The following is a 25,714-nucleotide window of genomic DNA, read 5'->3' on the forward strand; positions in this document are numbered from 1 at the left end:
CAGATGTGGAAGCCCGGTAACGGGTGGAGCTGACTGGTACTAATAGGCCGAGGGCTTGTCCTCAGTTGCTCGCGTCCACTGTGTTAGTTCTGAAGTAACGAACCGTGTCATCGTCCGGTTGGTCAACTTCATAGTGTTTCGGTGGTCATAGCGTTAGGGAAACGCCCGGTTACATTCCGAACCCGGAAGCTAAGCCTTTCAGCGCCGATGGTACTGCAGGGGGGACCCTGTGGGAGAGTAGGACGCCGCCGAACAATCATTGTGGGAAAGCCCCGCACCGATTCGAAAGAATCCTGGTGCGGGGCTTTTCTGCGTTTGCGTAGGATCCGGCCATGATCCAGAAGGAAGCCCAGCAGCACGTCATACGTCCCGTCCGCGCCGGCGAGTGGGAGAAGGTCAAGGAGATCCGCCTGGCCTCCCTCGCCGATCCCGTCGCCCCCATCGCGTTCCTCGACACCCACGAAGCCGCCTCCGCGCGGCCCGACAGCTTCTGGCAGGAACGGACCGAGGGAGCCGCCTCGGGCAACGTGGTCCGCCAGTTCGTGGCCGAGGACGCCGCCGGCCGCTGGGGCGGCAGCGTCAGCGTGCTGGTGGAGCGGGCCGGCAGCGACAGCGTGCTGGAGGACCCCATCGAGCAGGACCAGGCCCACCTGGTCGGCGTCTACGTGCGGCCCGAGCACCGCGGCACCGGGCTGATCGAGGCCCTGTTCTCCGCGGCCGTCGAGTGGTCCTGGTCGCTCCGGGAGCCCGAGCTGGCCCGCGTACGCCTCTTCGTGCACGAGGAGAACGCCAGGGCGGCCGCCTTCTACCGGCGCTTCGGCTTCGAGGCCACCGGCCGGACCGTGCCCGTGCCCGGCGCCGACGGCGCCCGGGAGATCGAGTACGCGCTCAGCCGCGCGTAGCGCTCGGCACCTCGGGCAGCTCCGCGTCCGGCCAGCGGGCCCGGCCCTGCTCCCGGCTGCGCAGCAGCGCCAGCAGGGGCAGCGAGGGGTCTCCGACGGCGGGGGAGAGGAGGGCGGGCAGCTGCGGCACCGGTGCCACGGCGGCGACGTCGTCCAGCACCAGGCTCATTGGTGGGTCGAGCCGACCGTCGGATGACCGTGCGGCCATGCGGCGGCCGTGCTCGACCACGCTTGACGCGAGTGCGGTGAGCAGGGGCATCGCTCCGGGAGAGGTCCGGGGATCCTCGATGGGCTCACCCACCACGTAGAGGGTGCCCCCTTCGGCGGGGAAAGATGCCAGCGCCAGCGAGTCCGTTCGATTCGGGGTGCAGGCGTCCCTGATGTGCACGGAGGACATCGAGGACAGGGCCCGTGCGGTGAGCTCGCGGGCGATCTCCCGGCGCTCCGGGTGTGCGGTGAGGGCGTTCTCCAGCTCCCCCGCAGTGCCGGGGGCCGCCTTGGGGTGGGTGCGGAGGATGCGTACGGGTTCCTGCGTGCCGGCGCCCTGGGCCCAGCGGTGGAGCTGCTTGAAGGGCCGGTCGTCCAGGGCGGCGGCGTGCAGCCAGCTCCGCAGGAGCGTTTCGGCGGTGTCGGCCACGGCCGCGTCGATGCGGGCCTGGGGGCGGACGGGGGCCAGCAGGGCGACCGCCCGGGCGGCCGCGGTGTCCCGGTCGGCGCAGCCGGTGCCGGGGTGCCAGTGGAGCCGGGCGGGCGTGTCGCACTGGTGCGTGGGGTCGTACAGGAGGACGGGACCGAGCTTGGCCCGGGCGTCCTTCGTCGCGGCCCAGAGGGCGGGTGAGGACGTCACGACCAGGGCGGCGCCCTCCGCCTCCGCGATGCGGCGGACCGCGGCGCGGTAGCGGTCCTCGGGGCCGCCGTAGCGGACCCGGGGGCCCTTGGTGTCCTCCTCCCACCACGCGGGGCGGGCGGGTGCGGCCGTGGGGGCCTCCGCGGGGCGCGGGGCGGGTACGGGCTCGGGTGCGGGTTCCCGGGCGGCGGGTGCCGTCGGGGACTCGGGTGCCGGGGCGGGGGTGTGTGCCGGCGGTGCGGGGGCCTTGGACGCTGCCGGGTGCCGGGGCTCGTACGGTTCCGGGGACTCGTACGGGTGCCGGGGCGCGTACGGATCCGCGGGGGCAGGCGCGTACGTCCCGGGCGGCGACGTACGGGCCAGGGCGCGGCGGGCCTTGAGGCGGGCCAGCACGCCCATGGCGAAGACCACCAGCACGAAGAGCACCAGCAGTTGGCTGATGAGGATGCCCCAGAAGAGACCCCAGCCGGAGAGTGCGGCGGGCGGGGTGTCGGGCCAGGCACCGGCCAGGTCGTGCGGCTGGGCCACCAGCTGCCGCAGGGCCACGGGCGTACGGGAGAACGTGACGGTGTCCGGCCAGGCGCCGCGCGCGAAGAGCGCGGCGAGGCCGGTGGACGTCCAGACCAGGACGGTCAGGCCGAGCAGGAAGGCCAGGAGGCCCACCAGCAGGGCGTCGGGGACGCCCCGCGGCTGGTGTTCCCGCCCTCCGTGCGTTCCCCCGCCGGCGTGCCCCCGTGCTCCGTCCCGCGGCATCTCAGGCCACCGTGGATTCCGCGGAGTCGCCGTGGAGTTGCTGTTCGATCAGCATGGCGCGTTCCTCCGCCTCCAGTTCGGCCGCCAGCAGGTCGTCGGGGAGCTGGTGTCCGGCGGCGGCCGAGGACTCGGTCATGGCCCGGTCGGTGTAGACGAGGGGGCGCTCGGCTTCTGTGATCAGGTGTTTGACGACCTGTACGTTGCCGTTGACGTCCCACACCGCGATGCCCGGGGTGAGGGTGGGGATGATCTCGACCGCCCAGCGGGGCAGGCCGAGGACGCGTCCGGTGGCCCGTGCCTCGTCCGCCTTCTGGGCGTAGATGGTGCGGGTGGACGCCATCTTGAGGATGGCCGCGGCCTCGCGGGCGGCGGCGCCGTCCACGACGTCGGACAGGTGGTGGACGACGGCGACGAAGGACAGGCCGAGGCGGCGCCCGAACTTCAGCAGCCGCTGGAACAGCTGTGCGACGAAGGGCGAATTGATGATGTGCCAGGCCTCTTCGACCAGGAAGATGCGTTTCTTCCGGTCTGGGCGGATCCAGGTGTGTTCCAGCCAGACGCCGACGATCGCCATGAGGATGGGCATGGCGATGGAGTTGCGGTCGATGTGGGACAGGTCGAAGACGATCAGGGGCGCGTCGAGGTCGATGCCGACCGTGGTCGGGCCGTCGAACATGCCGCGCAGGTCGCCGTCGACGAGGCGGTCCAGCACCAGGGCCACGTCCAGGCCCCAGGCGCGTACGTCGTCTATGTCGACGTTCATCGCCTCGGCCGATTCCGCCTCGGGGTGGCGGAGCTGCTCGACGATGTCGGTGAGGACCGGCTGGCGGTCGAGGATCGTCTCGTTGACGTAGGCGTGCGCGACCTTGAGGGCGAAGCCGGCGCGCTCGTCGAGGCCGTGCCCCATCGCGACCTCGATGATGGTGCGCAGCAGCGCGAGCTGGCCGGTGGTGGTGATGGCCGGGTCGAGCGGGTTGAGCCGGATCCCGCCGTCGGCGGCGGCGACGGGGTCGAGGCGGATGGGAGTTATCCCCAGCTGCTGGGCGATGAGGTTCCACTCGCCGACGCCGTCCTCGCCCTGGGCGTCCAGGACCACGACCTGGCGGTCGCGGAAGCGGAGCTGGCGCAGGACGTAGGTCTTCTCCAGCGCGGACTTGCCGTTGCCGGACTCGCCGAGGACGAGCCAGTGGGGTGCCGGGAGCTGCTGGCCGTACAGCTGGAAGGGGTCGTAGATGTAGCCCTTGCCGCTGTACACCTCACGGCCGATGATCACGCCGGAGTCGCCGAGGCCGGGGGCCGCGGTGGGGAGGTAGACGGCCTGGGCCTGGCCGGTGGAGGTGCGGACGGGCAGCCGGGTGGTCTCGACCTTCCCGAAGAGGAAGCTGGTGAAGGCGTCCGTCAGCGCGGACAGCGGATCTCGCATGGCGGGTCTGCCCTCCAGCTAGCGTCGGATGCCGGTGGCGAACGGCAGGGTGTTGACGAAGGCGCGGTGGTGCTCGCGGTCGCACCATTCGAGCTTGAGGTACGACTTGCCGGCTGAGGCCCTTATGGTCCGCTTGTCGCGGGCGAGGGCTTCCGGTGATCGCGATGACACGGTGATGTACCCGACCAGGTTGACCCCCGCCGCACCGCTGGCGAGATCTTCACCCCTCTGGTCGAGCCGTCCGTGGGCGGCGATGTCCCGGGGGTCGACGGTGCGGTTCATCTTGGCGGCGCGGGAGGCCTCGGCCTCGTCGTTGGTCTTCTCCGTGAGCATCCGCTCGATGGCGATCTCGGTGGGTTCGAGGTCCATGGTGACGGCGACGGTGCGGATCACGTCCGGGGTGTGGACCAGCAGCGGGGCGAGGAAGTTGACGCCGACGGGGGTCATCGGCCACTCCTTCACCCAGGCGGTGGCGTGGCACCAGGGGGCGCGGGTCTGGGACTCGCGGGTCTTGGCCTGGAGGTACGTGGGCTCGACGGCGTCGAGTTCGGCCGGCCAGGCGTTGCGCTTGGTCATCGCCTGGATGTGGTCGATGGGGTGGTCCGGGTCGTACATGGAGTGCACGAGGGAGGCGAGGCGGCCCTGGCCGAGGGGCTGGCGGACGCGGATGTCGGCCTCGGCGAGGCGGGCGCAGATGTCGGTCAGCTCGCGGGCCATCACGACGGCGAGGCCGGCGTCCTTGTCGAGCCGGCGGCCCTTCTGGGGGGCGGCGGCGCGGGCCATGGCGTGGGCCTCGGCGGCCAGCTCGCGGGTGTAGTGCATGCAGGCGACGAGGTAGGCGCGGTGCTGCTCGCTGGAGGTGGAGACCATCGACTGGAGCTGGTCGTACGAGTCCTTGAGCCAGCCGGGGGCGTGCTGGTCGCCGCGCTGGGCGACGTCCTTGGCGTGGGCGTCGGGGTCGGCGGGCAGGGTGCGGGCGAGCATCTGGAGGCGGGTGACGAAGCCGTCGCCGTTGGCCACGTGCTTGAGCAGGGTGCCGAAGCGGTCGACGAGGGCCTCCTGGTCCTCGCTGTCGCGCAGGCCGACGCCGGGGCCCTCGATCTCGATGGCGGCGGTGACGGTACGGCGGTCCGCGTGGAGGAGTACGGCGATCTCGTCCGGCCCGAAGGGCGCGGCGAGCCAGCTGATGCGGCCGATGCCCGGGGGCGGTCCGACCTCGACCTCGCGGCCGTCGGCGGCACGGGTGCCGGCCTCCATGGCGCCGGAGCGGTAGGTGGTGCCCCGGCGCAGGGTCCGCTTGTAACTGCGGTTGATCTCGAACCACTTGTAGAAGGTGCGGTGCTTGTACGGGACGTACACCGCCATCAGCGCCAGCATGGGGAAGCCGGCCAGCGTGATGATCCGCAGCATCAGGTGGGGGACGAGCAGTCCGCTCATCATCCCGAGGAACGCGCCGAAGATGATCAGCGCGATCTCGCCGGTCTCGCGGTTCTTGCCGATGATCGCGTTCGGCCGGGCCCGGCCGATGAGATACGTACGGCGGGGCGCGACCGGGTGGATCTGATGGGACTGGGTCGTCAACGCCCGTCACCTCCTGTGCCTGTGGACCTGCTGGTGTGCGGCGTGCTCACTCCGGAGCCGCGGGGCGGGGGTGCGGCGGAGGGGACAGTTCCGCCGCCGACCCCGGTCCCGCCGGAGGAGCCCCGGCTGCTGTGGGCCGCCACTCCGCCCGCGAGCGGGTTGGCGGGCCTGGTTTCGCCGCCGCCGGCGCGGTGGGCGCCGCGGCTGCTGTGGGTCTTGATGCCCTGCGACACGAGGGAGGCCGGGGAGCTGATGACGGCGGCCGCTTGGGCGCCGTCGGTGGCCTGCTTGCGGTTCGTGCGTGCGGAGGCGATCTCGTCACCGAAGCCGGGTACGAAACGGTAGATCATCGCGGAGGCGAAGATCGCCAGGAGGATGATGGCGAGTCCTGAGACGACGGCGGAGAACGCGTCCGGCCCGTCGTCGCCCGCGAGGGCCCCGGCGAGGCCGAGGACGATGACGATGACGGGCTTCACGAGGATCACCGCGATCATGATCCCGGCCCAGCGCCTGACGTGCCCCCACATGTTGCGGTCGACGAGTCCGGCGTACACCGCGGTTCCCAGCAGGGCGCCGACGTAGAGCAGGGCGGCCCTGATGACCAGTTCGAGCCAGAGCACGCCGGCGGCGAGCACGGTGACGAGCGCGACGACGATCAGCATGATCGGTCCGCCGCCGATGTCCTCGCCCTTCTTGAGCGCTTCGGCGAAGGAGCCGAAGAACACGTCGGTCTGGCTGCCGGTGCCGGTGGCGATCACCTCGGTGACGCCGTCGGTGGCGGAGACGACGGTGTAGAGGATCAGGGGGGTGAAGGCGGAGGCGAGGACGGTCAGCCAGAGGAAGCCGATGGCCTCGGAGAGGGCGGTGGTCAGGGGGACGCCGCGGATGGCGCGCTTGGCGACGGCGAGCAGCCAGAGGACGAGCGTCAGCACCGTGGAGGCGGCGAAGACGACGGCGTACTGGCGGAGGAAGGCGGCGTTGGTGAAGTCGACGTTGGCCGTGCCCTTGACCGCTTCGCTGAGCTTCCCGACGATCCAGGCGCCGGCGTCGGCGCAGCCTTTCGCCAGGGATGACAGGGGGTCGAGGGCGTCCGACGGGTTGTTCGGTGTCAGCCCTCCGTTGCGCGGCGCCCCGCCCTGCCCGCCGCTCTGGCAGTACTCGCGGGCGGGTCCGCGGATCAGGTCGCACGGGTTCTTGGACGGCTGGGGGGCGGTCGGGCCGGGGCTGGGCGCGGCCGCGGCCCGTCCGGCGAGGACGACGACCGCTGACGGGGCGGCCGCGAGGACCGCGGCCAGCGAGGTGATACGTCGGCTAGCGCGCATACGTGAACCCTCCGAACTCCGACACCGCGTCCGTCATTTCCTGGGCCGTCGACGCCGCCTGGTCGCGCGCGACCGGCACCGGTCCGTCCTTCTGCGCGAACGTCGAGACCCGCCAGTCGCCGTTGATCCAGCGCAGCTCGAAGGTGTTCGTGTACCAGCTCTCGGTCACGGGGTTCTTGGACCCCTCGCCCGCGATGCCGAAGAGGGTGGAGTACCAGACCGAGACGCTCGCGGCGTCCCCCTCGTACCGCTCCAGCTTGGTCCCCACGGGGTTCGTGCGGGAGATGAAGGTCATCCCCTTGGGTGCTCTGCCGTCCGCGTCGAGCCCGATTCCGGAGAGGAAGCCCTTCTCGGAGTAGGCGCGGTCCAGGTCCGTCAGGCGGGCGGCTGCGACGTCGGGCAGGTAGACCGCGTTCACGATCCGCCGGCGCCGTTCCTTGTCGAACATTCCGTCAGAACCCAGCGCCACCGCGTAATTGGCGGCAGCCGACTCCGCCCCCTGTTCCGTGTGGCCGAAGCCCGCCGGCACGTCGTTGTGCCGGCCTGCGACGGGGCGGGTGCCCGTGGGGGCGGTGGCGCCGGTGGTGGGGGACTTGGCGTCGCCGGTGCCCGCCCCGTCCCCGCCGCCGCCCTGGTTCGCGAACGCGATGGCGGCGATGAGCAGCACCACGACGCCGACGACCGTCACCAGTCCGCGGGAGGCGCGGGCGGGGCGGCGGGCGCCGCCGTACGGGTCGCCGCCGGGGGCGTCCGGGAGGCGGGTGCGGGTCTGGCCCGTGCCGCCGACCCGTTCGCCGTCGTCGTAGCCGTACCCCTCGTCGTGGCTCATGCCGCGCCCGCCCCCTCAGCAGTGTCGTGGTACGACGGTAGCTGTGCCGGTTCCCGCGTGGGCGCGGTGTGGTGAGTCGTCATCAGGAAACGCAACCTCAGCCGGTGGGCGGTGGACGTGCAGAGGGGTCGGGGACGGGGGCGGCGGGGCCGGCGTGCGGTCGGGTGGCGTCCTGCGGGGGCTAGACGGCCATCCCGTACACGATGGTGAAGAGGGTGCCGAGTGATCCGATGATGAACACCCCGGTCAGTCCGGCGACGATGAGCCCCTTGCCCTGTTCCGCGCTGAACGTGTCGCGCAGGGCGGTCGCGCCGATCCGCTGTTTGGCCGCGCCCCAGATGGCGATGGCGAGGCAGAGGAGGATCGCGACGGCCATGACCACCTCGATCATGACCTTCGCTTCGTTGCCGAGACTCCCGAACGGGCCCCAGTTCGGGGCGATTCCGCCGATGATGGTGGTGATGTCGCCCTTTTCGGCTGCCAGGATCATGTAACTCACCGCCCCTGTTGGGTAGTTCCGTCAGCCCGTGCCCTCCGGCAGGGGTCACGCACTATCTTCCCTGATGAAACCGCCGCCGTATGTCGACTTGGCGGCTATCTTTGCCCGATCTCTCGGCACGCAGGTCCGCTCACGTCCGCTTCCGGCGCTCTGACCTCGCGCGGAGCCGCTCCGGGCGGGGGCCCGGACCGTTTGTATGCGAAAGCCCGTATGGTCACTCTGTGTATCACGGGGGGTGACGCCGGGCAATGACCGGCGAGTGGGCCAAGGGTGTCGCCCGTGTGGGGGAGCCGTTCGGGCTCACACGTGTCCACGGGCTGGTGGATTCCGTTGTACGGGGGTTTGCGCCGGTTCGGTGGTCCCCGTTCGGCGCAGGCCGGGGGGCCGGCGTACGGCCAATGCGCTGACATACGTCCGACATTCCGGCTTTCGTTCCATCGCCGTGCCGTGTTCCGGGGGATGCTCACGCTGCTTCCGGCCGGAGCGTCCGAGGTTCGGTACGACGAAGGAGCAGACGTATGGGTCCTGAATCCAGGACTAGACGCAAGGCTGCGCTCGTCGGTGGTCTCGTACTGCCGATCGCGCTGGGCCTGGCGGGCCTCAGCAGTCCGGTGTTCGCGGACAACAGCACCGGCACGGCGGCCCAGGTCGCGAAGGCGGGCGGTGGGGGCGGGGACGAGTGCCCGAAGCCGCCGCGGCCGCGTTCGGCAGGCGAGGCGCCCGGACTGGTCGGGCAGGCGCTGCCGACCGGCACCAAGGGATGTCCCGGCCCGCCCGGACCTCCTGGTCCGCCCGGGCCGCCCGGGCCTTCCGGGAGGCCCGGACCTTCCGGGCCTCCCGGACCGTCTGGCCCGCCCGGACCGTCCGGCTCTCCTGGACCGGCCGGTCCGTGCCAGAGCATCGACTCGTACCTGCCGTCCAACGCGGAGGAGTTCGCCTTCGTAGTCAAGAACGGCGTCGCGTCGCTCGGTCACCGGACTCGTCCCGGCGGGGTCATGGGTCAGTGGGGCCCCTACACCTGGGACGCGCTGAACAACGGTGTCCACGCTGCGTCATACCCGGCCAACGTGTGCACCGGCACGCTCGCCTCGCAGGGTAACGACCTCTACCTGAAGGTCATGACGACGGGCGGCACGGTCTACCAGACCACCTGCGCAACGAACGGTGTCGCGTTCCCCGTGTGTGTCGCACCCTGGGAGCAGATCGCGCAGCAGCCCTGATCCGCGGGGCGTCATGAGGGCGCTGCGGCCGGAGCACGAGCCGGCCGCAGCGCCTCGTGGCGTTCGCGGCGGGCCCGTGCCACCGGCGGCTCCCGTGTCTAGGCCCAGTGCGCCGGCCGGGTCAGGGCCGGCGGGATGCGGGTGGCGGCGTCGCCGCGGGCGGCGTTGAGCTGTGCCTGGGTGAGGAAGATGACGCCGGTGAGGTCCGCGCCGGCGAGGTCGGTGTCCCGCAGGTCGGCGCCGATCAGGTCCGCGCCGCGCAGGTCGGCACCCTTCAGGTCGGCGGCGATCAGGTAGGCGCCGCGGAGGTTCGCGCCGCGCAGGTCGGCCCCGGCGAGCCGGGCGCCCATGAGGTCGGCGCCGCGGTGGTTCTTCTTCTTGCGGCCCGGCGCCCCGGCGCGTACGAGTTCGCTGGTCTCCAGCAGCAGGACGTTGACCTCCTGGCGCAGCGCACCCACGTCCAGGGCGGCAAGCGTCGCGGCGTCGGCACGGGTCAGGGCCTCGACCTTCTCCCGCGCGCCGCGCAGTCCGTCGTACGCGGGGCGGGCGGCGGGCAGGGTGAGGGCCTCGGTCACGTACCAGAGCAGCTCGTGGAGCTGCCGCATGACCGGGAAGACCTCGAACATCTCGCGCGAGGTGCCGGGGTGGGCGCGCCAGTCCCGGCCGCCGAAGGTGACCTGGGAGACCTTCTGGCCGGCGCCGAAGCAGTCGAAGACGGTGCAGCCGCGCCAGCCCTCGTCCCGCAGCCGGGTGTGGATGCCGCACCGGAAGTCGTCCCGGAGGTTGGTGCAGGGCGTGCCCGCCGGCTTGTTGCGGGCGAAGTCCGCGGAGGCGGCGAAGGGCAGGGCCACGCAGCAGAGCCCGAAGCAGCTGGCGCAGTCCGCCTGGAGGTCGGCGGGGGCGGTCGGGTGGGGCACGGTGGGGCTCCTGGGTGCGGTGCGGGACCCCTCATTGTCCCCCGACCGTCATCCGGCGGGCGCGGGTGCCGCCGGTCCGGGAGCGGTGAGCCGCATCTCCAGTGCGGTCCAGGGGGTGCCGTCGACCTCCACGCAGTCGGCCAGCACCTGGTGGGTGCGGAAGCCGAGGCTCTCGTAGAGGTGTCGGGCGCGGGTGTTGTGGGTGAAGACGCCGAGCGTGAGGGAGGGGACGCGCAGGTCCTGGAAGGCGTACCGGACGAGTTCGGTCAGCATGGCCCGGGCCAGGCCCCGGCCGCGTGCCTCCGGGGCGATCATCACGCGGCCGAGCCGGGTCTCGCCGCCGCCGGGCGGTACGCCGAGGGAGAAGTGCCCCACGGTCGTGCCGGTCGCGGTCTCGACGGCGGCGAACTTCCGCAGCCGGGCGTCGGCGGCGTACCCGCCGAGCTGGGCGTCGTCCAGGGGCCAGTCGAAGGTGGTGCCGGCCCAGGTCACCAGCCCGGCCCGCGAGGCGCCGACCCATGCCCTGAGCGCCGCGCCGTCCCGCGCCAGGTCGAAGTCCCGGAGTGTGATCACAACTCCCAGTATCCGGATCTCCGTTGATCGGCAGAAGGCTTCGGACAAGGATCGGGGGCATGACAGAACTGATCGCCGTGGCCGTCATCACCGTGCTCGCCGTCATCAGCCCGGGCGCCGACTTCGCGATGGTGGTCCGCAACAGCTACCTGTACGGGCGCCCCACCGGCCTCTTCGCGGCCGCCGGCGTCGGCGCGGGCGTCCTCGTGCACGTCACGTACACGATGCTGGGCGTGGGCCTGCTGATCGCCTCCTCGACCGCCCTCTTCACGGCGATCAAGCTCGCGGGCGCCGCGTACCTCGTCTACATCGGCGTCCGCACCTTCCGGGCCCGCGCCGACCTCACCGTCGACCTGGCCGCCGGGCCGGGCCTGACGCGGCTCGGGGCGCTGCGCGGGGGCTTCCTGACGAACGTCCTGAACCCCAAGACCACCCTCTTCGTCGTCTCGACCTTCACCCAGGTCGTCGGGCCGGACACGCCGCTGTGGCAGCAGTCCGCGTACGGCCTCTTCATGTCCCTGGCGCACGTGGCCTGGTTCTCGGCGGTGGCCCTCTTCTTCTCCACCCCGGCCCTCCGCACCCGCATGCTCCGCGCCCAGAAGGCCCTGAACCGCGCCATCGGCTCGGTCCTGGTCGGCCTGGGCGCCACCCTGGCCGTCGCCCGCTGACGCCGGGGGCGGTGCGGCTGCCGGTCACGGTGGGGCCTGGTGGGGTGGGCTACTGGTGGGTAGCCTGCTGGGATGGGTGAGGCGTTCTACGAGCGGGTCGGCCGGGGGCGGTACGTCGCGAGCGAGTTCACGCGCGGGCCGTGGGATGCCGGGGCGCAGCATGCCGGGCCGCCGGCGGCGCTGCTGGGGCGGGCCGTCGAGGAGCGGCCCGGGGCGCGCGAGGACATGCAGCTGGCCCGGGTGACGTACGAGATCCTGCGGCCGGTGCCGATCGGTGCGCTGCGGGTGACCACCGAGGTGCTGCGGGCCGGTCGCGGTACCGAGATCGTGCAGGCGGCGCTGGTGCCCGAGGGCGCGGACGCGCCGGTGATGCTGGCGCGGGCGCTGCGGATCAGGGCCGCGGCGGAGCCGGTGCCGGCCGTGGTGCCGGGGCCGGGGGTGCCGCCGCCGGGGGAGGTGGCGGAGACGCCGTTCTTCCCGGTGCCGTGGGACGTCGGGTACCACACCGCGATGGAGACGCGGTTCGCCGTGGGGGCGTTCACCGAGACCGGTCCGGGGACCTGCTGGATGCGGATGCGGGTGCCGCTGGTGGCCGGCGACGCTCCGCGGCCGCTGGACCGGGTGCTGGTCGCCGCCGACTCCGGCAACGGGGTCGGCAATGTGCTGGACTTCGGCAAGTTCGTGTTCGTCAATCCCGATCTGACGGTGCACCTGCACCGGCATCCCGTCGGCGAGTGGGTGTGCGTGGAGGCGCGTACGAGCGTCGACGCGGCCGGGATCGGGCTCGCCGACTCGGTGCTGCACGACGAGAAGGGGCCCATCGGGCGGGGTGCGCAGAGTCTGTTCGTCGCCTCCAGGTAGTCCCCGTCGGCCGTTGCCGGGCCGGCCCCCTTCCCTGGCGTGCGCCCCCGGTCCGGGTTCCGTGCGCCCGGTCGTGGGGGTGTGTGCGCCCGCGGGGTCGTGCGGGGGCGTCGCGTGGCCGGGCTTCCGGGTGGAATAGTCATGGGGGCACACGCAAAAGCCCACTGAACCCGGTGGGTCTGGGGGAGGGTTGACGGGTGCGCAGATTCTGGGTCGCGGGCGGTATCGGCATCGGGCTGTGCCTGAGCTTCCTCGGGCTGCTCGTGATAGGGACGTACTCGGCCGCCGCCGGCCTGATCGGCAGCGGCGGCGGGCGGGCGGTCGGACTGGCCAAGGGCGCGGTCCCGGCGCGGTACCAGTCGCTCGTGCAGAAGTGGGGAAACCTCTGCGAGGCGCTCAACCCCGCCCTGCTGGCCGCTCAGCTCTACCAGGAGAGCGGCTGGAACCCGCAGGCCCGCAGCCCCGTGGGAGCCCAGGGCATCGGCCAGTTCATGCCCGGCACCTGGTCGGGCCACGGCATCGACGGCGACGGCGACGGCGACCGCGACGTCTGGGACCCCGCCGACGCGATCCCCTCGGCGGCCACGTACGACTGCGAACTCGCCCGGTACGTCAGGAAGGTGCCCGGCAACCCGACCGCCAACATGCTCGCCGCCTACAACGCGGGCGCGTACGCGGTCATCAAGTACGGCGGCGTGCCCCCGTACCGCGAGACGCAGAACTACGTGAAGGTCATCACCACCCTCCAGCAGAGCTTCGCCGCGCCCGTGGGGCGCGTCGCGCCCTCCCGGCAGGCCGCGACGGCCATCGACTTCGCGCAGCGCAAGCTCGGGACGCCGTACCTGTGGGGCGGCGAGGGCACGCCCGAGCACCGGGGGCGGTTCGACTGCTCCGGGCTCACGCAGGCCGCGTACCGCACCGTGGGGATCGACCTGCCGCGCGTGGCGAACGACCAGTACAACGCCGGGCCGCACCCCTCGCGCGAGGAGCTGCTGCCGGGCGATCTGGTCTTCTTCTCCGACGATCTGACGGACTCACGGGCGATCCGGCACGTCGGTCTGTACGTCGGGGGCGGCTATATGATCAACGCCCCGTTCACCGGAGCGGTGATCCGCTTCGACAAGATCGACACTCCGGACTACTTCGGTGCCACCCGGGTCACCGAGGACGGTGCGGAAGCCCTGCCGACCCGGCCCCAGGTCTAGCGACGCTCCGTTAAGCCAAGGCCCTGAGCTGCGACGATGAGTCACCTTTCGATAACGTTGGGGTGATCATTCGGTGGAGAGTGGAACGTACGCGCCAGAACGGGCGTTCCATGGTCATCGGGGGCTGATCGCGGGGGCGAAGGGGCGCACGACGGCGTGCGCCCGCAGGGGACGAGGCAAGGGCAAGGGGCCGCAGCACGATGGCTGAACTCGCGACGGGTGGGCCGAACCCCGATGTAAGCCTGCTGTACCGCGTCAACGGGATCGCGCAGGACGCCCCCGACTGGTTCGACCGCGCCGTGGGCCTGGTCGGCGAGTACGGCCTGGTCCTCGCGCTCGTCCTGCTCGTCCTGTGGTGCTGGCGGGGTGCCAGGCGCCGCGGTGACACCGAGTCCGTCGAGTCCTTCGCCGCCCTGGTCTGGGCGCCGTTGGCCGCCGGCATCGCGCTGCTCGTGAACGTCCCGCTGCGCGGGTTCGTCGGCCGTCCCCGCCCCTTCGAACAGCACGAGGGGCTGGAGGTGCTGGCCGCCGGCAAGACGGACTTCTCCTTCGTCAGCGACCACGCGACCCTCGCGATGGCCCTGGGCGTGGGCCTGTTCGTCGCGAACCGCCGGCTCGGGCTCGTCGGCATCGGCCTCGCGCTCGTCGAGGGCCTCACCCGCGTCTACATGGGCGTCCACTACCCCACCGACGTGGTCGGCGGGTTCGCCCTGGGCACCGCCGTCGTGCTGCTGCTCGCCCCCCTCGCCATGGCGCTGCTCACGCCGGTGGTACGCGCCGTCGCGCGCTCCCCGCGTACCGGGTGGATCGTCCGTTCGCGCCGGGCGTGCGCGCCTCGGCCCGTCGAACTGGCCCAGGCCCAGGCCGCCGAGGAGTTCACGCAGGAGAGCGACCTCGCCGCCTGAGCGGGGTGCCCGGCTGTCAGGCCGCCGGAGCGGTGTCACCCCGTCAGCAGGCGGAGCACGGCGAGGAGTCCCGCGGCCAGCAGGCACAGCGCCGCCGCGCCGAAGCAGGCCCGTACCGCGGTACGCGACCGGCCCCCGCTCAGGGCTCGCGCTCCTCGCCGTGGTCCGGCCCGCCGTCGCGCCGGTGGCGCGAGCGGAGCCAGAGGCCGGTGGCCGTCGCCGCCGCGCCCGTGGTGCCCAGGGCCAGGGCGACGTCCGCCGGGCCGTCCGCCGTACCGACGGGCTTGTGGTCCGGGTCCCCGCCCGACGTGCCGCCCGAGGCGCCCCTCGCCGTGCCCGCCGCCTGGGCGAGGCCGGGGGCCAGTGCGAAGCCGAGCACGATCGCGTACACGACGACGGTGAAGCTGGGACGCATGGGTCGCATGTGACTCCGCCCTGTGGAGGTGGTCCCCCCTCCTCCGACCAGGGCAACCGCCCGGCACCGGGTACGCCAGCCGGCGCACTCCTTACGGGTGACCGGGCGCCCGGCAGGTGTCGTACGGGCCCCGGCGCGGGACGCTCCGGCCCTGCGGGCGCCGCCGCGGGCGCGACCGCAGGTCCACCCAGGGGCTCGTGCCGGGCGGGCCCTACAGCGGCCGCCCCGCGTGGGCCGCGGCGTCCTTGCGGGCGAGGTCCCGCGAGCGGCGGGCCGGTCCGCGCCAGCCGCAGCTGCACCGGGCGGTGCAGAAGGAACCGCGCTCGGAGGTCTCGGTGACGTGGCCGGAGCCCGGGGTGCCGGTGGACCGGCCCTCGTCCTCACCGGCGGTACGCGGCGCCGGGACGGCCGCGCCGTACGCGGCACCGGAAGGGGCGACAAGCGGAAGGGACGGCCGGGCTTCGGAGTGCGTGTCCACGCCACAACGGTACCCGCCACCGGCGCGGCACCGGCCGGTTCCCGACCGTGACGGTGAACCCCGGACGTCGTTATGCGGAGCGGGTGGGGGCCTCGGGCAAGCAGCGGTGACGCGTTGGGGGTTGGCAGGCGATGGTGGTGCACGAGCACAGGCGCAGGGGCGGGGCGGTGGCCGCCGCCGCGGTCGTGTCGGGGGTGATGGCGGGACTGCTCTCCGGGTGCGGTGCGGAGGGCCCCGGCGCGGCTCCCGACGGCGCCGAGGCGGTACGCGGCGCCGCCGACGTGCTCGCGCGGTCCGGCAGTGCCCGCGCGCGGACGGCCATGGAGATGGCCACCGGCGGGACGCGGGTGACGATCCGCGGCGAGGGCGGGGTCGACTTCCGCAACCGGATGGGGCAGCTGCTGGTCATGCTGCCGGCCGACGCGGCGGGGAAGTCGGAGCACCGGCCGATCACCGAACTGCTCACGCCGGGCGCGCTCTACATGAAGAACCGCGGCGCGGGCGTGCCCGCCGACAAGTGGGTACGGGTGGACACGACCACCCTCTCCGACGGCAACCTCGTCACCGGCGGCGCCACCGACCCGGTGGCCGCGGCCGAGCTGCTGCGCGGGGCCCGCGACGTGACGTACGTGGGCGAGACCGAGCTGGCCGGCACCAAGGTGCGGCACTACCGCGGGACCACGGACATCGGCCGGGCGGCGCGCAGTGCGTCGCCGCACGCGCGCGGGGCACTGGAGGCCGCGGCGAAAGGGTTCAGCACGGACCTGGTGCCGTTCGACGCGTACCTCGACGAGGAGGGCCGGCTGCGGAAGGTCCGGCACCGGTTCAGCTACGTGAACAATGGCGTGATCGATGTCTCCTCGACCACCCTGCTCTACGGGTTCGGGACACCGGTGACCGTGCAATTGCCTGCAAGCCGGGACATTTTCGCGGGCAAGATCGCGGAGTAGGCGTCGGGGCGACACGGGCTGGCCATCGCGGGGTATCCGGAAATGGTCCATCCGTGTCATGCGCGGCGTGTGGCGGCCTCCCTACGCTGAGGAGCCGACGACGGCAGGGAGAGGGTGATGCGCGTGACACCGGCAGGCGGTGCGACTGTCCAGGACTACGTGGCCCTCGCCGAGATCGAGCTGTGCGGCGAGCTGATCATCGCCGCCTCGGCCGCCGACGAGGACCGGCTGAGCCAGGACCGCATCGACGAGGTGCTGCTGGCGGGATCCGGGCCGGCGGCCTGAGGCCTGAGGCCTGAGGGCTGAGTCTTGAAGCCTGAAGTCTGAAGCCGGGCCCGGGACCGCGTACGGAGGGGACCGGCCGCGGCGCGCCGGGGGAAGGCGTCAGGTGCGCAGCAGGCGGGCGATGGCCTTCGTGGCCTCCTCCACCTTGGCGTCGATCTCGTCCCCGCCCTTGACCGCGGCGTCCGCGACGCAGTGCCGCAGGTGCTCCTCCAGCAGCTGGAGCGCGAAGGACTGCAGGGCCTTCGTGCTGGCCGAGACCTGCGTGAGTATGTCGATGCAGTAGACGTCCTCGTCGACGAGCCGCTGGAGCCCCCGGATCTGGCCCTCGATGCGCCGCAACCGCTTGAGGTGCTCGGCCTTCTGGTGGTGGTAGCCGTGGACCCCGTGTGCGTGATCGGCGGCCTGGCCGGCCGTCTGGTCAGCCGCGTGACCGGCCGCCTCGGTGGTGCCCGCCGCCTCGGTGGTCGTCATCGTGTCTCCCGGTGTCCGGTAAGGGGCTGCATACCCCTCGTGGGTATAGGTTACTCGGCTCTGCCCGAAGGGGCAGGGGCTCCTGCTCCTCACTCTGCCTGATGGAGGACACTGGGGAACCGCCGGTTAGCCGTGGCCGGAGGATGCGCCTAGCATCAGCCTGACCGAATCCGATGCACCCCGAGGACCTCACGTGCGATTTCGTCTGACCCCCAGGGAGACGAGCTTCTACGACATGTTCGCCGCATCCGCGGACAACATCGTCACGGGCTCCAAGCTCCTGATGGAACTGCTCGGAGCGGACTCGTCCGCCCGGGCCGAGATCGCGGAGCGGATGCGGGCAGCGGAGCACGCGGGCGACGACGCGACCCACGCGATCTTCCACCAGCTCAACTCCTCCTTCATCACGCCGTTCGACCGCGAGGACATCTACTCCCTCGCCTCGTCGCTCGACGACATCATGGACTTCATGGAGGAGGCCGTCGACCTCGTCGTCCTCTACAACGTCGAGGAGCTCCCCAAGGGGGTCGAGCAGCAGATCGAGGTCCTGGCGCGGGCGGCGGAGCTGACCGCCGAGGCCATGCCGCACCTGCGGACGATGGACAACCTCACCGAGTACTGGATCGAGGTCAACCGCCTCGAGAACCAGGCCGACCAGATCCACCGCAAGCTGCTCGCCCACCTCTTCAACGGCAAGTACGACGCCATCGAGGTCCTCAAGCTCAAGCAGATCGTCGATGTGCTTGAAGAGGCGGCCGACGCCTTCGAGCACGTGGCGAACACGGTGGAGACCATCGCCGTCAAGGAGTCCTGACCGTCGTGGACACCTTTGCGCTGGTCGTGACCATCGGCGTCGCGCTCGGCTTCACGTACACCAACGGCTTCCACGACTCCGCGAACGCCATCGCCACCTCGGTCTCCACGCGGGCGCTGACCCCGCGCGCGGCCCTGGCCATGGCCGCCGTGATGAACCTCGCGGGCGCCTTCCTGGGCAGCGGGGTCGCCAAGACCGTCAGTGAGGGCCTCATCGAGACGCCCCACGGCAGCACCGGCATGTGGATCCTCTTCGCGGCGCTGGTCGGCGCGATCGTGTGGAACCTGATCACCTGGTACTTCGGGCTGCCCTCGTCCTCGTCCCACGCGCTCTTCGGCGGCATGGTCGGCGCGGCGCTGGCGGGCGGCACGGAGGTCATCTGGTCCGGCGTGGTCGACAAGGTCATCATCCCGATGTTCGTCTCGCCGTTCGTCGGCCTGATCGTCGGTTACCTGGTGATGGTCGCGATCATGTGGATGTTCCGCCGGACCAACCCGCACAAGGCCAAGCGCGGCTTCCGCATCGCGCAGACCGTCTCGGCGGCCGGCATGGCGCTCGGCCACGGCCTCCAGGACGCCCAGAAGACGATGGGCATCGTGGTGATGGCCCTGGTCATCGCCGACGTCGAGCAGGCGGGCGACCCGATCCCGGTCTGGGTCAAGATCGCCTGTGCCGTGATGCTGTCCCTCGGTACGTACGCGGGCGGCTGGCGCATCATGCGGACCCTGGGCCGGAAGATCATCGAGCTGGACCCGCCGCAGGGCTTCGCGGCCGAGACCACCGGCGCCTCGATCATGTTCGGCTCGGCGTTCCTCTTCCACGCGCCGATCTCCACGACCCACGTGATCACCTCGGCGATCATGGGCGTGGGCGCGACCAAGCGGGTCAACGCGGTCCGCTGGGGCGTCGCCAAGAACATCATCCTGGGCTGGTTCATCACCATGCCCGCCGCGGCCGTCGTCGCCGCGCTGTGCTTCTGGGTGGTCAACCTCGCCTTCGGGTGACGGCCCGTTCCACCCCTGCGACAGCGCCCCCGCCGGACCGTTCCGGCGGGGGCGTCGTCGTACGCGGTCAGCCGGTGAGCTGGTGGCCGAAGTGGAGGTGGGCGGTCGGGCCGCCGAGGGCGCGGGAGTACAGGCTCGTCGCGCCGGTGCCGGTGAGGCCCGCGGGGCCGGTGCGCAGGATCCAGACGCGGCCCGAGTACGTGTCCTCGCCGGGCCCGCCGACCAGCACCTCGGCCGCGCCGTCGCCGTCGGTGTCGGCGGCCAGCACGGACCAGCCGAACAGGTCCGTGGCCTCGGAGGTGCTGGGGACGCCGGCGGTGCCCTGGGTGACGACGCGCGCTCCGGTGGTGGTGACGCCCTTGGGGCCGCCGCGCAGCACGGTGACGGATCCGGCGCCGGGCTGCCCGGAGGGGTCCTCGCCCGCGGCGCCGATCACGATGTCGGCGTACCCGTCGCGGTCGGTGTCGGTCACGGCGAGGGACTGGCCGAACCGGTCGTACGGCTCGTCCTTGCCCGGTACGCCGGGGCTGTCCTGGGAGAACTCGCGGGCGGGCAGTGTGGTGCCGACGCCATGGGGGCCGCCGTACGTGACGGAGATCCGGCCGCCGGAGCGGGGCGCCGAGCCGTTCAGCGCGCCGCCGTCGCCGCCGACGAAGTCGGGGTAGCCGTCCTTGTTCAGGTCGCCGAAGGCGCCGCCGGGGCCGGCCGTGGCGGTGCCGACGGGGAAGAGGCCGGCGCCGGTGTGGCGCAGGACGAGGCCGGCCGGCTTCGCGGGGTCCTTGGTGGCCGCGACGACCTCGGCGACGCCGTCGCCGGTCATGTCGCCGGCGTGGACCACGGTGGGGTGCAGCAGGCCGGTGCCGGTGAACGTGGTGGAGGCCGGCTTGCCGGTGGTGCGGCTGACCGGGCCCGCCAGCAGGCGCACGCCGTAGGTCCGTACGCCGTCCCGGGTGGTGGACCCGGCGGCCACGATGTCGGCGGTGCCGTCGCCGGTCACGTCGGCCACGGCCACGCCGGTGCTCGGGGTGCCGGGGGCGGGCAGCGCGGTCGGGGCGGCGACCAGGGTGGAGGCCCCGGTGATGCCCTGGGGTGAGCCCCACAGGACGAGGTAGCCCTCGGGTGTGCGGACGACCAGGTCGGTGTGGCCGTCGCCGTCGAGTTCGCCGCGGCCGGCCGGGTTGCCCCAGCGGGCGTTGGCCGTGAGGTCGCCGGGGATGCCGGGGGTGTCCTGGGTCAGCAGGGTGGCGCCGTCCCGGCGGAGGCCGGCGGGGGAGCCGTACACGACGGAGACGCCGCCGGCGTCGGGTGCGAGGTATCCGCCGTTCGCCGAGCGCGGGCCGGGGGTGTCGGGGGCCCAGACGGCGATGTCGCCGTAGCCGTCGCCGTTGAAGTCCGCCCCGCGCTGCGGAGCCGCGGCGGCAGCGGTCGCGGCGGTGGCGGTCGCGGCGGTGGGCGCCGCGGGCGTGGGTGCCGTCGCCGCGCCCCCGGTCGCCGCGCCCGCCGTCGCCGTCGTGCCGAGTGCGGTCGCCGCGGCCAGCGCGGCCAGGACGACGTAGGTGTTCCTGTGCAAGACAACCCCCCCCCCGTGGATCATGCTCCTGACAGAGAGTTGACCGGTGTGCCCGCCGGATGGTTGTGGTGACCCGGGTCACAGGTCCTGGAGTGCCCGGAACGTGGGTGGGCCCGCCCCCTCGTGAGGGGGCGGGCCCGGATTCGCCTTGCGGTGGCACCGCCATGCAGCACCGCAGGACGTGTGGGGGAGCCGTTCGGCTCGCGCGGCGGCGGCGCCGCGGGTCCTCCTAGCCGAAGCGGCCCGAGATGTAGTCCTCGGTGGCCTGGACGGAGGGGTTGGAGAAGATCCGGTCCGTGTCGTCGATCTCGATGAGCTTGCCGGGCTGGCCGACGGCCGCGAGGTTGAAGAACGCGGTGCGGTCGGAGACGCGGGCGGCCTGCTGCATGTTGTGCGTGACGATGACGATGGTGAACTGCTCCTTCAGCTCCCCGATCAGGTCCTCGATGGCGAGGGTGGAGATCGGGTCGAGGGCGGAGCAGGGCTCGTCCATCAGCAGGACCTGCGGCTCGACCGCGATGGCGCGGGCGATGCACAGGCGCTGCTGCTGGCCGCCGGAGAGGCCGGAACCGGGCTTGTTCAGGCGGTCCTTGACCTCGTTCCAGAGGTTGGCGCCCTTGAGGGAGCGCTCCACGATGTCCTGGAGCTCGCTCTTCTTGAACTTGCCGTTCAGGCGCAGGCCCGCCGCCACGTTGTCGAAGATCGACATGGTGGGGAAGGGGTTCGGGCGCTGGAAGACCATGCCGACGGTGCGGCGGACGGCGACCGGGTCGACGCCCGCGCCGTACAGGTTCTCGTCGTCCAGCAGCACCTTGCCCTCGACGCGGCCGCCGGGGGTGACCTCGTGCATGCGGTTCAGGGTGCGCAGGAAGGTGGACTTGCCGCAGCCGGAGGGGCCGATGAAGGCCGTGACGGAGCGGGGCTCGACGGTCATCGAGATGTCGTCGATGGCCTTGTGGTTGCCGTAGAAGGCGGAGAGACCGGAGACGTCGATGCGCTTGGCCATGGGATTCAGAGCTTCTTTCGTGGCCGGTCAGCGGCCGGTCTTCGGGGCCTTCCAGCGGGCGATGCCGCGGGCCACCAGGTTGAGGATCATGACGAAGGCGATCAGGACGAGCGCCGCGGCCCAGGCCCGGTCGAAGGAGTCGGCGCTGCCGACCTTGTACTGCTCCCAGATGTAGAGGGGGAGCGAGGACTGGGCGCCTTCGAAGGGGTTGCCGTTGATCAGCTGCGAGCCGAAGACCAGCAGCATGATCGGCGCGGTCTCACCGGTGATGCGGGCGACGGCCAGCATCACGCCGGTCGCGATGCCGCCGATGGCGGTGGGCAGCACGACCTTGAGGATCGTGCGCCACTTCGGCACGCCGAGGGCGAGGGAGGCTTCGCGCAGCTCGTTCGGGACGAGCTTGAGCATCTCCTCGGTGGACCGGACGACGACGGGCATCATCAGGATCGAGAGGGCCAGCGAGCCGGCGAAGCCGGAGGGGCCCTGCTCCAGCATCAGCGTCCACGTCGTGAGGATGAAGAGACCCGCGACGATGGAGGGGATGCCGGTCATGACGTCAACGAAGAAGGTCACGGCCCGGGCGAGCGCGCCGCGGCCGTACTCGACCAGGTAGACGGCGGTCAGCAGGCCGATGGGGGCGGCGATCACGGTGGCCAGCAGCACCTGCTCGATGGTGCCGAGCAGGGCGTGGTAGACGCCGCCGCCGGGCTCGATGCCGGCGACGCCGGCCATCGAGTGGCTCAGGAAGTAGGCGTCCAGCACCTTGATGCCGCGGACGATGGTCACCCAGATCAGGGAGAGCAGCGGGACGACGGCGAGGACGAAGCAGACCCACACGACGGAGGTCGCGACGCGGTCCTTGGCCTGGCGGGCGTTCTCGACGATCGTGCTGGTCGTGTAGGTGATCACGACGAACAGCGCGGCGGCGATCAGGCCCCACTGCATCTTGCTGTCGAGGCCGGCGACCGCGCCGATACCGGTGCCGAGCGCGAGGGACACGGCGGCGATGGCGGCGGGGGCCCAGCGGGGCAGGCCGCCTCGGGTGAGGGTGCTGGGGGCGGCGGACTTGCGGCTGCGTACGGGCCGCTGGTCCTGCAGTGCGTGGCTCATCAGGCGTTCGCCCCCGAGTACTCCTTGCGGCGCGCGATGATCATGCGAGCGGCGCCGTTGACCAGCAGGGTGAGGAGGAAGAGGACGAGACCGGAGGCGATCAGCGCGTCACGGCCGTACTCGTTGGCCTCGTCGAACTTCGCGGCGATGTTCTGGGCGAACGTGCCGCCGCCCGGGTCCAGCAGGTGGCCGGAGATCAGGAAGCTCGGGGAGAGGACGGTGGCGACGGCCATGGTCTCGCCGAGGGCGCGGCCGAGGCCGAGCATCGAGGCGGAGATGACGCCGGAGCGGCCGAAGGGCAGCACCGACATCCGGATGACCTCCCAGCGCGTGGCGCCGAGGGCCAGGGCGGCCTCCTCGTTCATGCGCGGGACCTGGAGGAAGACCTCGCGGCTGACGCTGGTCACGATCGGCAGGATCATGATCGCGAGCAGGATGCCGACGGTGAACAGGGAGCGGTCGACGCCCGCCTGGGTCTTGTCGAAGACGTAGGTCCAGCTGAGGAACTCGTCCATCCAGGACGTGAGTCCGCTCAGGTACGGGACGAGGAAGAGGGCGCCCCAGATGCCGTAGATGATCGACGGCACGGCGGCCAGCAGGTCCACGACGTAGGCGAGGGGACCGGCCAGCTTGCGCGGCGCGTAGTGGGAGATGAAGAGCGCGATGCCGACGGCGATCGGGACCGCGATGACCATCGCGATGACGGAGCTGACCACGGTGCCGTAGAGCAGCACCGCGATGCCGAAGACGGGGGGCTCGCCCGTGGCGTTCCAGTCGAAGGTGGTGAGGAAGTTGCCCTCGTTCTTCGACAGGGCCAGGACGGCGCGGTAGGTGAGGAAGACGGCGATCGACGCCATGATCACCAGGAGCAGGATCCCGGAGCCCTTGGAGAGCCCCGCGAATATCTTGTCACCGGCCCGGCCGGTGGACCCGCTCGAGGAGACCGGCGGAGCCTGGTCTGTCTGGGTGGGTGTGAAAGTAGCCATGATCTTTCCGGTCTGGATGGGGGCGGGGCCCCCTGGCGGCGGTGCACCGGAGGTTCCGGGGGCGGGTCCGTCCGGACGGGGACGGACCCGGTCCCCGGAGTCGTGCTCAGGAGAGCGAGGAGATGACCTCGCGGACCTTCGCGTTGATCTCGGCCGGGATCGGCGCGTAGCCCTTCTCGGAGAGGAGCTTCTGGCCCGCGTCGCTGGCCGTGTAGTTCAGGAAGGACTTGACGGTCGGGAGCGTCTCGGCCTTGTTGCCCTTGTCGCAGACGATCTCGTAGGTGACCAGGACGATCGGGTACGCGCCCTCGGCCTTGGTGGCGTAGTCGAGCTTCAGGGCGAGGTCCTTGCCCGTGCCCTCGATCTTGGCGGCGGCGATGGCCTTCGAGGCGTTCTCGGAGGTGGCCTTCACCGGGGCGGCGGCACCGGTGTTGATGTCGACCGTCTTGATGCCCTGCGAGGCGGCGTACGAGAGCTCGAAGTAGCCGATCGCGCCGTCGACCTGCTTGACCTGCGCGGCGACACCGGCGGAGCCGGAGGCGGCCTGGCCACCCGGGGCCGGCCACTTCTTCTCGGGCTCGTACGGCCAGTCGGCGGTGGCGGTCTTCGACAGGTACTTGCCGAGGTTCTGGGTGGTGCCCGAGTCCTCGGAGCGGTGGAAGGCCTGGATGGCGGTGGAGGGGAGCTTGGCGTTCGGGTTGAGCTTCTTGATCGCCTCGTCGTCCCACTTCTTGATCTTGTCGTTGAAGATCTTCGCGAGGGTGGGGGCGTCGAGGACCAGGTTGTCCACGCCGGAGACGTTGTAGCCGATGGCGATCGGGCCGCCGACCATCGGGAGGTTGACGCCCTGGCCGCCGGTGCAGACCTTCTTGGACTCCTCGACCTCCTTGGGCTTCAGCGGCGAGTCGGAGCCCGCGAAGCCGACGGTGCCCTGGTTGAAGGCGACGATGCCCTCACCGGAGGAGGAGGACTTGTAGTTGACCTCGACGCCGGCGCAGGTGGCCATGTAGCCGTTCACCCACAGGTCCATGGCGTTCTTCTGCGCGGAGGAGCCGGAGGCCAGCAGCTGACCCTTGGCGCCCGCGCACTGCGAGGCGTCGCCGGTCGGGGCCGCGGCCTTGCTGCTGCCGCCGTCCTTCGGGGTGTTGTTGTCGGAGCCGCACGCCGTGAGGGCCAGGGCGCCGGACACGACGAGGGCCCCGAGGGCAGAGGCACGAAGCCGGTTCTTGCGCTGAAGCTTCACTTTCGGGTGTTCCTTCCAGGAGCCGCCTGCCGGTCTCGTTACGGGGCGGCGTGCGAAGAGGACTACGTCTGGTTGCCCGGTAGCCACCGGCTCTTCGCCTGCGACCCGCACCGTGCACTGCCGAAATTAGGCAGAACAGGTGAAGCGGCCAACGGGGGTGGGTGAACGGACGGTGAACCATGGCGGACGGCCCGGTGCGACCCCGCCTCCCGGCGCGCCGGGGTGCGCGGATGCGCCCGGCACGTGTACGCGGGGCGGGACCGGTGGTGGGCCGCACACCCCCAAGGGCCAGTTTCCGGCCATGTGCGCCGTGCCGCTACGGGGCGCCCGTCGCCCGTACGGACCAGCGCGCCCACCCGTCCGGCCGACCGCCCGTACCGGTCCCGGCCGACCGCCCGTACCGGTCCCGGCCGACCGCCCGCGCCGGTCCCGGCCCGCCCCCCCGCCCGTCCCCGCTCAGCGCTCCAGCACCGCGAGGAACGCGTCCACCAGGGGCCGGTCGCGCAGGTGCGAGGGGCGCAGCCGCGCCCCGTACGGCGGCAGCCAGAGCAGCCGGTCCACCTCCAGGGAGGGCACGAAGCCGCCCTCCAGCGCCTCGGCGGCCCAGTAGTGCACGGTCTTCAGCCGTCCCTCGACCAGGTACCGGGAGGTCGGCAGCGGGGCGCCGAGCTCACACGCGTACCCGGTCTCCTCCAGCACCTCGCGCCGGGCCGCCTGCTGCGGGGTCTCGTCCCGCTTCAGCTTGCCCTTGGGGAAGGACCAGTCGTCGTACTTCGGCCGGTGCACCAGGCACAGCTCGGGCCGGCCGTCCGCGGCCGATCGGCGCCAGAGCACGCACCCGGCGGCGACCAGCGGTTTCGGCCAGTCCGTCACGGCG

The 25,714-nt window shown here is 72.0% G+C and carries 27 protein-coding genes and 1 rRNA gene; 11 read left to right on the forward strand and 17 right to left on the reverse strand.

Annotated features, from left to right (window positions below; all coding sequences use genetic code 11):
• Positions 1-137 precede the first annotated feature (137 nt).
• Together rrf and ACIQUR_RS04265 are read left to right on the forward strand one after the other, a co-directional pair.
• A 5S ribosomal RNA gene (gene rrf, locus ACIQUR_RS04260) occupies positions 138-254 on the forward strand.
• Positions 255-332: 78 nt separating this feature from the next.
• Positions 333-902, forward strand: coding sequence for a GNAT family N-acetyltransferase (locus tag ACIQUR_RS04265; protein ID WP_403658053.1), 570 nt, complete (start codon positions 333-335; stop codon positions 900-902).
• On the opposite strand, the gene ACIQUR_RS04270 is transcribed toward ACIQUR_RS04265, so the two are convergent.
• The 6 genes from ACIQUR_RS04270 to ACIQUR_RS04295 all read right to left on the reverse strand — a co-directional run bounded on the left by ACIQUR_RS04270 (position 889) and on the right by ACIQUR_RS04295 (position 8,147).
• Positions 889-2,502, reverse strand: a complete 1,614-nt coding sequence (locus tag ACIQUR_RS04270; RefSeq protein WP_403658056.1) for a type VI secretion protein — start codon at positions 2,500-2,502, stop codon at positions 889-891. The two genes, ACIQUR_RS04265 and ACIQUR_RS04270, sit on opposite strands and share 14 nt — an antisense overlap.
• 1 nt (position 2,503) lies before the next feature.
• A complete protein-coding gene (locus ACIQUR_RS04275) occupies positions 2,504-3,925 on the reverse strand; it encodes an ATP-binding protein (RefSeq protein ID WP_403658060.1) in 1,422 nt (473 codons plus the stop codon).
• 18 nt (positions 3,926-3,943) lie between these two features.
• Positions 3,944-5,506 carry an SCO6880 family protein gene (locus tag ACIQUR_RS04280; RefSeq protein ID WP_403658063.1) on the reverse strand — a complete coding sequence of 521 codons (1,563 nt, stop codon included), beginning with the start codon at positions 5,504-5,506 and terminating at the stop codon, positions 3,944-3,946.
• A complete protein-coding gene (locus tag ACIQUR_RS04285; RefSeq protein ID WP_403658066.1) occupies positions 5,503-6,828 on the reverse strand; it encodes a hypothetical protein in 1,326 nt (441 codons plus the stop codon). The genes ACIQUR_RS04280 and ACIQUR_RS04285 overlap by 4 nt, the downstream gene beginning before the upstream one ends.
• Positions 6,818-7,657: a hypothetical protein gene (locus ACIQUR_RS04290; RefSeq protein WP_403658069.1), complete on the reverse strand. Its 840-nt coding sequence runs from the start codon at positions 7,655-7,657 to the stop codon at positions 6,818-6,820. Before ACIQUR_RS04290 ends, ACIQUR_RS04285 begins: the two co-directional genes overlap by 11 nt.
• Before the next feature lie 181 nt (positions 7,658-7,838).
• A complete protein-coding gene (locus ACIQUR_RS04295) occupies positions 7,839-8,147 on the reverse strand; it encodes a hypothetical protein (protein ID WP_399938919.1) in 309 nt (102 codons plus the stop codon).
• A gap of 1,076 nt (positions 8,148-9,223) precedes the next feature.
• Between ACIQUR_RS04295 and ACIQUR_RS04300 the strand changes: the two genes are divergently transcribed.
• On the forward strand, positions 9,224-9,376 hold the full coding sequence (locus ACIQUR_RS04300) for a hypothetical protein (protein WP_403658072.1): 153 nt from the start codon (positions 9,224-9,226) through the stop codon (positions 9,374-9,376).
• Positions 9,377-9,474: 98 nt separating this feature from the next.
• Here ACIQUR_RS04300 and ACIQUR_RS04305 read toward each other — a convergent pair whose 3' ends face one another.
• Together ACIQUR_RS04305 and ACIQUR_RS04310 are read right to left on the reverse strand one after the other, a co-directional pair.
• Positions 9,475-10,293 (reverse strand): pentapeptide repeat-containing protein, encoded by an 819-nt coding sequence (locus tag ACIQUR_RS04305; protein WP_403658075.1) that lies wholly within the window; start codon positions 10,291-10,293, stop codon positions 9,475-9,477.
• 48 nt (positions 10,294-10,341) lie between these two features.
• Complete coding sequence (locus ACIQUR_RS04310) at positions 10,342-10,866, reverse strand: GNAT family N-acetyltransferase (RefSeq protein ID WP_403658078.1); 525 nt, start codon at positions 10,864-10,866, stop codon at positions 10,342-10,344.
• 59 nt (positions 10,867-10,925) lie between these two features.
• On the opposite strand from ACIQUR_RS04310, the gene ACIQUR_RS04315 reads away from it, so the two are divergent.
• From ACIQUR_RS04315 to ACIQUR_RS04330, 4 genes are all read left to right on the forward strand, one after another.
• Entirely contained in the window at positions 10,926-11,534 is a 609-nt protein-coding gene (locus ACIQUR_RS04315; protein ID WP_403658081.1) for a LysE family transporter, read from the forward strand.
• Between the two features lie 72 nt (positions 11,535-11,606).
• Positions 11,607-12,395: a thioesterase family protein gene (locus tag ACIQUR_RS04320; protein ID WP_403658084.1), complete on the forward strand. Its 789-nt coding sequence runs from the start codon at positions 11,607-11,609 to the stop codon at positions 12,393-12,395.
• A 197-nt stretch (positions 12,396-12,592) separates the two neighbouring features.
• The gene (locus ACIQUR_RS04325) at positions 12,593-13,600 is read left to right on the forward strand and encodes an NlpC/P60 family protein (protein ID WP_403658087.1); all 1,008 of its coding nucleotides are present in this window, start codon (positions 12,593-12,595) and stop codon (positions 13,598-13,600) included.
• Between the two features lie 200 nt (positions 13,601-13,800).
• Positions 13,801-14,505, forward strand: a complete 705-nt coding sequence (locus tag ACIQUR_RS04330) for a phosphatase PAP2 family protein (RefSeq protein ID WP_403658090.1) — start codon at positions 13,801-13,803, stop codon at positions 14,503-14,505.
• Positions 14,506-14,644: 139 nt separating this feature from the next.
• Here the strand turns inward: ACIQUR_RS04330 and ACIQUR_RS04335 are convergent, their stop codons facing one another.
• Together ACIQUR_RS04335 and ACIQUR_RS04340 are read right to left on the reverse strand one after the other, a co-directional pair.
• Positions 14,645-14,920, reverse strand: coding sequence for a hypothetical protein (locus ACIQUR_RS04335; protein WP_403658093.1), 276 nt, complete (start codon positions 14,918-14,920; stop codon positions 14,645-14,647).
• A 211-nt stretch (positions 14,921-15,131) separates the two neighbouring features.
• Positions 15,132-15,398 (reverse strand): hypothetical protein, encoded by a 267-nt coding sequence (locus tag ACIQUR_RS04340; protein ID WP_403658096.1) that lies wholly within the window; start codon positions 15,396-15,398, stop codon positions 15,132-15,134.
• Between the two features lie 131 nt (positions 15,399-15,529).
• On the opposite strand from ACIQUR_RS04340, the gene ACIQUR_RS04345 reads away from it, so the two are divergent.
• The gene (locus ACIQUR_RS04345; protein ID WP_403658100.1) at positions 15,530-16,348 is read left to right on the forward strand and encodes a hypothetical protein; all 819 of its coding nucleotides are present in this window, start codon (positions 15,530-15,532) and stop codon (positions 16,346-16,348) included.
• Positions 16,349-16,465: 117 nt separating this feature from the next.
• Positions 16,466-16,633 (forward strand): hypothetical protein, encoded by a 168-nt coding sequence (locus tag ACIQUR_RS04350; protein WP_403658103.1) that lies wholly within the window; start codon positions 16,466-16,468, stop codon positions 16,631-16,633.
• Between the two features lie 99 nt (positions 16,634-16,732).
• On the opposite strand, the gene ACIQUR_RS04355 is transcribed toward ACIQUR_RS04350, so the two are convergent.
• On the reverse strand, positions 16,733-17,104 hold the full coding sequence (locus ACIQUR_RS04355) for a metal-sensitive transcriptional regulator (RefSeq protein WP_399938947.1): 372 nt from the start codon (positions 17,102-17,104) through the stop codon (positions 16,733-16,735).
• Between the two features lie 193 nt (positions 17,105-17,297).
• On the opposite strand from ACIQUR_RS04355, the gene ACIQUR_RS04360 reads away from it, so the two are divergent.
• Both ACIQUR_RS04360 and ACIQUR_RS04365 read left to right on the forward strand, forming a co-directional pair.
• Positions 17,298-17,918 (forward strand): DUF47 domain-containing protein, encoded by a 621-nt coding sequence (locus ACIQUR_RS04360; RefSeq protein WP_028797706.1) that lies wholly within the window; start codon positions 17,298-17,300, stop codon positions 17,916-17,918.
• 5 nt (positions 17,919-17,923) lie between these two features.
• Positions 17,924-18,922 carry an anion permease gene (locus ACIQUR_RS04365; protein ID WP_403658107.1) on the forward strand — a complete coding sequence of 333 codons (999 nt, stop codon included), beginning with the start codon at positions 17,924-17,926 and terminating at the stop codon, positions 18,920-18,922.
• A 67-nt stretch (positions 18,923-18,989) separates the two neighbouring features.
• Here the strand turns inward: ACIQUR_RS04365 and ACIQUR_RS04370 are convergent, their stop codons facing one another.
• From ACIQUR_RS04370 to ACIQUR_RS04395, 6 genes are all read right to left on the reverse strand, one after another.
• Positions 18,990-20,492: an FG-GAP and VCBS repeat-containing protein gene (locus ACIQUR_RS04370; protein WP_403658110.1), complete on the reverse strand. Its 1,503-nt coding sequence runs from the start codon at positions 20,490-20,492 to the stop codon at positions 18,990-18,992.
• Between the two features lie 229 nt (positions 20,493-20,721).
• Entirely contained in the window at positions 20,722-21,498 is a 777-nt protein-coding gene (pstB, locus tag ACIQUR_RS04375; protein ID WP_399938957.1) for a phosphate ABC transporter ATP-binding protein PstB, read from the reverse strand.
• Positions 21,499-21,525: 27 nt separating this feature from the next.
• Positions 21,526-22,608, reverse strand: a complete 1,083-nt coding sequence (gene pstA, locus ACIQUR_RS04380) for a phosphate ABC transporter permease PstA (protein ID WP_403658113.1) — start codon at positions 22,606-22,608, stop codon at positions 21,526-21,528.
• A complete protein-coding gene (gene pstC, locus ACIQUR_RS04385; RefSeq protein WP_403658116.1) occupies positions 22,608-23,594 on the reverse strand; it encodes a phosphate ABC transporter permease subunit PstC in 987 nt (328 codons plus the stop codon). Before pstC ends, pstA begins: the two co-directional genes overlap by 1 nt.
• A gap of 106 nt (positions 23,595-23,700) precedes the next feature.
• On the reverse strand, positions 23,701-24,837 hold the full coding sequence (gene pstS, locus ACIQUR_RS04390; protein WP_403658119.1) for a phosphate ABC transporter substrate-binding protein PstS: 1,137 nt from the start codon (positions 24,835-24,837) through the stop codon (positions 23,701-23,703).
• A 456-nt stretch (positions 24,838-25,293) separates the two neighbouring features.
• Positions 25,294-25,710, reverse strand: a complete 417-nt coding sequence (locus ACIQUR_RS04395) for an NUDIX hydrolase (RefSeq protein WP_403658122.1) — start codon at positions 25,708-25,710, stop codon at positions 25,294-25,296.
• Positions 25,711-25,714 lie beyond the last annotated feature (4 nt).

It is taken from the genome of Streptomyces sp. NPDC101132 (assembly GCF_044759225.1).
In the GTDB taxonomy this organism is placed as follows: Bacteria; Actinomycetota; Actinomycetes; order Streptomycetales; family Streptomycetaceae; genus Streptomyces.